Here is a 558-nt window from a genome sequence, read left to right on the forward strand (position 1 = left end):
AGGTGCTCTACGATGATCACTTGCCGTTCCATCCGAGCCATGAGTAGTGCTTCCAACTCTTCGTCGACTCGCAGCGCGATCGTGCCCTCGAACACCGCTCGCGCGTACGCCTTCGACTGCAACAGCTCCGGCACCAGCCGGCACTCGTACGTGCACAGGCTCACTGCCTCTCGATCCAGCCGAGCCCAGCGGCGGAACCATGTCGCCAGGCCTGCCTCGCCTCGAGTGAGGTGGCGGGCGGCTTTGCGTAGTGCGCCGGTGTTGCCGAGGGCCTCCTCCGCGCGTTCCACGGACGTCTGGTCCGGCATGCGGCGACCCAGCTCGATCGACTCCACCGTGTGTTTGGAGTAGCTGACCCGCTCACCGAGGTCGGCACGGCTCAGGCCGGCGTGCTCGCGCAGGGCCTGGACGAAGGCGCCGAACGTGCGCAGGCTGCCTGACGGGTGTGGCTCCCGCTCGTATTCTGCTGTCGCGAGTGTCGCTCCCCCGCCATCGCGCCCGGTGCAACTTACGGCGCCCGTCGAATCCACTTCTTTCGTGTCCATGTCACCTCCCTCC

1 protein-coding gene is annotated in these 558 nt (G+C 66.8%); it reads right to left on the reverse strand.

Annotated features, from left to right (window positions below):
• Positions 1-545: helix-turn-helix domain-containing protein (locus I8J30_RS32695; RefSeq protein ID WP_210664505.1), on the reverse strand; the 545-nt coding region annotated here is incomplete at its 3' end.
• Positions 546-558: the final 13 nt, after the last annotated feature.

It is taken from the genome of Paenibacillus lignilyticus (assembly GCF_017942085.1).
Classification (GTDB): Bacteria; Bacillota; Bacilli; order Paenibacillales; family Paenibacillaceae; genus Paenibacillus_Z; species Paenibacillus_Z lignilyticus.